Here is a 5,857-nt window from a genome sequence, read left to right as displayed (position 1 = left end):
GTGTCAGTTAATTGAGTAATAAATTAAAAGGAAGTGAGTTAATGAAAAATATCATTATAGTATTGATGTTAAGTTTAAATTGAGAAGCTTTTGGTGGCTTTCCATTAAACCTTTTTTGATAATGGCTAATTTGTAGTTAATTTACATAAGACCTTCTTACGTCTGAATGACGCTCATAGCGCTGCCACTGCTTGCTTTTTTACCAAATAAACAACGTATTAGATATATTTCTGGGCAATAATTTAGTGTCATAAACTTCATCTATATTATTGAAAACCTTGAGAAGTATTCACATTTAATAACGCAAAAAGCGGTCATTATTATTGATTTGTGCGGTTAATATCTCATATATAAAATGAAATTTATTTTGGTTGTTTTGCGATGAAAAGCAAGATTGAAAGTGTAACTAATTAACGATGATTAATTTAGAGTGATATGCGTCGCATATATCATCCAATATCCCATTATTTTTAGTAATAACTATTATTTAAGCTGGTAAAAAAATACTCAAAGTATGTATAAAAGTTACAGCTATAGCAGTGTAACGCGATCTTATTCTTTTGATGACGCATAACATTGCTGTTAAACTAAAACCAAAAGGACGTTTCCTCTTTTTATTGTAGCTGTTATTGATGTTAAAGGAATAATATGAGTAAGCTGTTATGTATTGCATCTATTTTAATGATGATGTGTTCATTAAATGTGAAAGCAGAGGATTGGAACTCATCAAGTATTGACGGTCACTACGTTTTATCAGCTTTGATCACCACTCCTGAATCTGGCGGTAAAAAACTTTTCTTTAAACTATATAAAGCTAAGTATAACAACAATGGTTTTGAACGCTTTCTAAGTCAGTGTAATATCCAAGGTCTTCATAGTACGGTTTCAATGGTTGTGAATGGCAAGAAAATTGAAATGGAAAAATATTGCCAACGTAACGAAGATAATTTGAATTACTGGGCTTATACACCAAAATCAAATGCTGACTTAACATTTGTTGTTTCACAGTTTAAGAATACAGAATTCGTTGATATGGAAAAAACATTCGTTAACGTTTATAAGCAACGTGATGATCTTTTCTTCCATATTTCAACTCAGCGTTTCAGTGATGTATGGATGAATCTCTAAAATTGTGAGTGGGGGATAAGGTGAGTAATCTTATTCCCATAATTACTTTATGCGTTATATCTAATTTTTTATGCAATGATAGGTGGATAAATCGTTCGATTTATCATCACATTATAAAACATTTCCCACTGTAATCTTATTGTGCGCTTAATGAGGCGACAATTAGATCTGTTCAACTTGTCGCAAGCTAATAAGTGTTGTAATTTCCTTACTTCGCAAGGGGAACACAATGTCAAAAAGCATTTTCTTATTACGTCATGGTCAAACAACGTTTAACGCACAGCAACGTTTACAAGGACACTGTAACTCTGAATTGACTGCATTAGGACAAACCCAAGCTGCAACTCTTGGAGCATCATTAAATAGAAAAATTGCAAATAAAAAGCAGTGGACGGTTTACAGTAGCCCATTAGGCCGAGCATTAGAAACTGCTCAAATTGTATGTACAGAGTTAGGTATCGACAGTAACAGCATAATCACTGATGAACGGTTGAAAGAATTTAACTTAGGGGATTGGGAAATGTGCTTTATTCCTGATCTGGTAAAGCAAAATCCTAAGTTATTAAATCATCGTGATTGGTATTTATCAGCACCTCATTGTGAATCGTATGAATCAGTTGTTACTCGTGTGAAAGACTTTCTTGATGATGATACAGTGCCGGATCATGTGATTGTTATTTCTCATGGCTTAACAGGTGCGGTATTTCGAGGTGTCTATACCGCGATGAGTTACAGTGAAACATTTGAACAAGATTTGCCGCAAAATGCGTACTTCTTGCTTGCCGATGATAAGCTCAGTCGTATTCAATGTGAGGTTGTAACAGCAGAAGCTGTTTAACAGCGTATAAAAAGCAGTGTTTATTATTGCTTTTTAGAATTTTGAAGTGCTATAGTTCCAAAGGTTTTAGCAACTGCCTAAGTTAGAATGTGATGAACTGTGTAGTGTAACCATCCTTACTTTGTTTTAACCAAGCAAAGTCGGTTTTGTTACAAAGCACTAGTGAAGGCTTCTATACTCAGGCGTTTATAATTTGTTTTGTATGCTAACGGTCTTTTAAATATTCAGTTTCTCGTTAGATAAGATGCATAGTGATAACAATGAGTTATATGTTCATCATCCATTCATCTTAGTTCAGTTAGTTTGGTGTTAACACAAAATAGCTGCTACGTGATAGTACAGAACAGTTAGACAAGAAAACGGTGATTCACTGTGGTTCTTGCTAAAAATTATAAAGAGAGGCTTGGCCATGAAAAATTTACTTACTGGTTTTGTTGCTGTAGTTATTGGATTATTTACTGTTTCATTTGCTGCGATTATGGCTCTTTTTATGGGTATCGCGGCATTAATTGCTAAACCATTCATTAAGCGTAAACTTGCATCTGAAGGTGTAGAGTTTGAACAGCGCACCTTTAGTGAAGGTTTTGCCGGTCGAGATCGCAAAGTAAACACTGATTACCGCGAACAATCATCTCATAATGTTATTGATGGTGAGTTTGAAGACATTACCATGCGTAAATGCTAATCACTGATTAGCTGTTATAAGAGTAACGCCAAGTGTTAGCGCATTTGGCGTTTTTTATTTCTGATGTATTACTCCTTTCTATAAATATCCCTTTTCTCAATCAGTTGGCTTTTAACCAGATCTCATTTTTGTATCATTGATGCATATTTATACAATTTGAGCAGTACAATACTTTCCAAGCCTATAAGTTGGAGAGAAGACATGCCTTATGATTCATTGATCACCATTGTGATATTTATTGCAGTTGCCATTGTAATAGTTGCATCTTGTGTAAAAACCGTTAATCAAGGGTCTGAATGGACGGTAGAGCGTTTTGGACGTTATACCAAAACATTACGCCCTGGTTTAAATCTTATTGTGCCTTTTATTGATAAGATTGGTAATAAAGTCAATATGATGGAGCGTGTATTAGATATTCCTGCACAGGAAGTGATTTCCCGTGATAACGCATCAGTCACTATTGATGCTGTATGTTTTATTCAGGTATTTGATGCAGCGAAAGCAGCGTATGAAGTGTCGGATTTAGAGCACGCAATCCGTAATTTAACACTCACGAATATGCGTACAGTACTTGGTTCGATGGAGCTTGATGAAATGCTTTCTCAACGCGACACCATTAATAGCCGTTTATTATCGATAGTGGATAACGCAACGAATGCTTGGGGGATCAAAATTACTCGTATTGAAATTCGTGATGTTCAACCGCCAGCTGATCTTACCGCAGCCATGAATGCGCAAATGAAAGCGGAGCGTAATAAGCGTGCTGAAATTTTAGAGGCAGAAGGGGTTAGACAAGCAGAAATTTTGCGTGCTGAAGGTCAAAAACAGTCAGAAATTTTAAAGGCTGAAGGTGATAAGCAAGCTGCTATTTTACAAGCCGAAGCCCGTGAACGTGCAGCAGAAGCGGAAGCAAAAGCGACTAAGATGGTATCCGATGCGATTGCCGCCGGTGATATTAAAGCGGTGAATTATTTTGTTGCCCAAGGCTATACAGAAGCATTGAAAGCGATTGGTCAGTCTGAAAATGGTAAAGTGATCATGATGCCATTAGAAACAACAGGCTTGATGGGCTCTGTTGCTGGTATCGCAGAATTATGGGGCAATAAATCAGATAAAGGTAATAATGCATGATCTACCTACTAGAACAAATGAACTTCTGGCATTGGCTAGCAATAGGTTTAGTGTTATTGCTACTTGAGTTACTAGGAACGGCAGGTTATCTGCTATGGCTAGGTATTTCTGCTGTTCTAGTGAGTATTTTGGTATTGATGCTGCCAATCTCATGGCCATTACAATGGGTATCGTTTGCGGTGTTTGCATTGTTCACCACTTGGCTGTGGTGGCGATATCAACATAAGAAAGATAAATCCGATGCTTCAGTTTCTAAATTGAATCAACGTGGTGCGCAAATGATAGGGCAACGTAGCGTTGTAACAGAAGCCATGACAGCAGGTGCTGGTCGGCTACAATTTGGTGATACCACTTGGAGCGTGAAAACTGATGTGGATTTAGACATCGGGCAAAAGGTAGAAGTGGTGGCAGTGGAAGGAATTATCTTAGTCATAAAACCTTACTGATATTGAAAAGCGCAGTATTAACTGCGCTTTTTATTTATTCTTTACTGTGCTTCGGTGCCGATAGCTCATCAGAATAATACATAGATGGATCGCCTTGGCTTGTACTATTCCAGAAGAAACCCGTTAACTCATTAAGCATTAACAGCAAATGTGGCTGCTTATAAACGATATAGTTATAGAATGGTTTCTTGTCGGCATACGTGTTTTCAAAATGGCTAGTATGCTTTAATGCAAGCGACTCTTTCTCATCATAATTAGGGCTAGGTTGATATGCCCAATGGAACATTTCTGGTTGTACCTTCAATGTTTGTAAAAACTGAGTCTCGCGGTTCTCGATATAGGCTTTTGATGCACTGATCGCTAATGCATGAAATAGCCCGGTATCAGGTTCTTTGATAAATGACATCATGGAATAATCAAATACGCCTTTTTTATTAGTAGGCGTCATGAAGTAATGCATGATTTTTGATTGAATACCTGACTTATCAATATATGAAGCGTAAACAACCGAAGTGGGCTCGCGTGAGTATTCTGTTTCTATAACAGGCGTCTCATGATAAACCTTCTGATTGTTTATCACTATTTTTGCAAATTTATCCCATTCATCCGGTGCAACTTTATAGCTAAAATCTGTATTTTTAATACATTGATTATTGTCATCGACGGCACACCAGGCCGCTGAATAGAAGTTGTCAGACTTAAAAAGGTATACCTTTTCGTTTTTGGTGACCAATTTACCGTACTTTTTCGTTTGGCCTTTGAGCATTTCTTTGACTTTGCTGCGCAGATCAGCCAAATCGTCAGCATTAGCAGTCACTAAGGTAATGTCGTTACTGCCAATATGATCTTTTTCAATAATATAATTAGTCGGGCTGTGTGATGGTACATATTGCATCCAGCCAATACCTGCGCCAATAGCCGTTAAGCCAATAGCACCTACGATAGCCGTTTTTTTCCCTATCTTTTTAAATGGCGATAAATTTTCATTTTCTGAATAATCGATAGTTTCGCGCTTGAATTCACGAATTTGATAGCCAACGCGAGGCAATGTCTCAATAACATCACCTTTTTTTTCTTCATTGAGTTTTACACGAAGAGCACGAATAACTTGAAAGAGAGAAGCTTCTGTAACGATGCGATCAGGCCAGCCAACTTTTAGGAGTTCATCTTTAGTAACAGGCTTACCGTAATTATCGATGAGGTAAGATAGAATATATTGCTCAGATAAATTTAACTTGAGCGTAGATTCAGATGTTTTAAGAATGCCTTGGCTTTCTATATAACATACATCCGTTTGGAATCTTATCTGCTCAGTACTTGGCATCCATACACCTCTAGTCATTGATATCTTTCAACTTTGTATAATATCACGAAAATCTATAAAAAGTTATGTAAATAAGTAGAAGTTTCTTTACGATATTGCTTTTATCTTTTTCTAACTTGTTAATTTTAACAGGCTTTTTAGTAACCATAGCTATTGAGTGGTTTGAAAATTATACAGCTTTAGTTGTTTGTGAAATTGACCGTCTGAATAGGTCGAAACTTGATTTTGAAACTGTTTATTGCTGTTACGGATAGGTTGTTTTTTGCTTTCATTTGGTTAACAAATAAAAAAGGAGCAGCTGATGC

Annotated in this window: 6 protein-coding genes; 5 read left to right on the top strand and 1 reads right to left on the bottom strand. The window is 36.5% G+C overall.

Annotated elements, in window-relative coordinates:
* Positions 1-648 precede the first annotated feature (648 nt).
* From E5A76_RS03195 to E5A76_RS03175, 5 genes are all read left to right on the top strand, one after another.
* Positions 649-1,128 carry a hypothetical protein gene (locus E5A76_RS03195; protein ID WP_053988972.1) on the top strand — a complete coding sequence of 160 codons (480 nt, stop codon included), beginning with the start codon at positions 649-651 and terminating at the stop codon, positions 1,126-1,128.
* 229 nt (positions 1,129-1,357) lie between these two features.
* Positions 1,358-1,966, top strand: coding sequence for a histidine phosphatase family protein (locus E5A76_RS03190; protein ID WP_053988973.1), 609 nt, complete (start codon positions 1,358-1,360; stop codon positions 1,964-1,966).
* Positions 1,967-2,375: 409 nt separating this feature from the next.
* A complete protein-coding gene (locus E5A76_RS03185) occupies positions 2,376-2,651 on the top strand; it encodes a hypothetical protein (protein ID WP_053988974.1) in 276 nt (91 codons plus the stop codon).
* Positions 2,652-2,852: 201 nt separating this feature from the next.
* Positions 2,853-3,782 (top strand): SPFH domain-containing protein, encoded by a 930-nt coding sequence (locus tag E5A76_RS03180; RefSeq protein WP_053988975.1) that lies wholly within the window; start codon positions 2,853-2,855, stop codon positions 3,780-3,782.
* Positions 3,779-4,228, top strand: a complete 450-nt coding sequence (locus E5A76_RS03175) for an NfeD family protein (protein ID WP_053988976.1) — start codon at positions 3,779-3,781, stop codon at positions 4,226-4,228. Before E5A76_RS03180 ends, E5A76_RS03175 begins: the two co-directional genes overlap by 4 nt.
* A gap of 34 nt (positions 4,229-4,262) precedes the next feature.
* On the opposite strand, the gene E5A76_RS03170 is transcribed toward E5A76_RS03175, so the two are convergent.
* On the bottom strand, positions 4,263-5,570 hold the full coding sequence (locus E5A76_RS03170; RefSeq protein WP_237458932.1) for a winged helix-turn-helix domain-containing protein: 1,308 nt from the start codon (positions 5,568-5,570) through the stop codon (positions 4,263-4,265).
* Between the last annotated feature and the right edge of the window lie 287 nt (positions 5,571-5,857).

This window comes from Photobacterium lucens (assembly GCF_009873615.1).
GTDB lineage: Bacteria > Pseudomonadota > Gammaproteobacteria > Enterobacterales > Vibrionaceae > Photobacterium > Photobacterium lucens.
This window is presented reverse-complemented; position numbering and strand designations above follow the sequence as displayed.